The following is a 256-nucleotide window of genomic DNA, read 5'->3' as shown; positions in this document are numbered from 1 at the left end:
GGATAAACATTGACCCAGAGGGATTCGTTATGACCATCACCACTGTCGGTATCGATCTTGCTAAAAATGTGTTTGCTGTTCACTGCGTTGACCAAAATGGTAAAGCAGTTCTGGTTAAACCCAAGGTGTCGCGTGCAGCACTTTCTGAACTCATCGCTGGTTTACCTCCCTGTGTCATTGGAATGGAAGCCTGCTCGGGTGCCCACTATTGGGCAAGATTATTCAGGCAGTATGGCCATGATGTCCGGTTGATGGC

General features: G+C 48.4%; 1 pseudogene. It reads left to right on the top strand.

The annotated features are described in order from the left end of the window. Positions 1–29 precede the first annotated feature (29 nt). Positions 30–256: pseudogene (locus OGX67_RS00460) on the top strand (IS110 family transposase); the annotation flags it as partial.

The sequence above is a fragment of the Citrobacter sp. Cf118 genome, assembly GCF_030334095.1.
Taxonomy (GTDB): Bacteria; Pseudomonadota; Gammaproteobacteria; order Enterobacterales; family Enterobacteriaceae; genus Citrobacter; species Citrobacter freundii.
The sequence above is the reverse complement of the archived record's forward strand: the minus strand, read 5'-3'. Positions and strand labels throughout refer to the sequence as shown.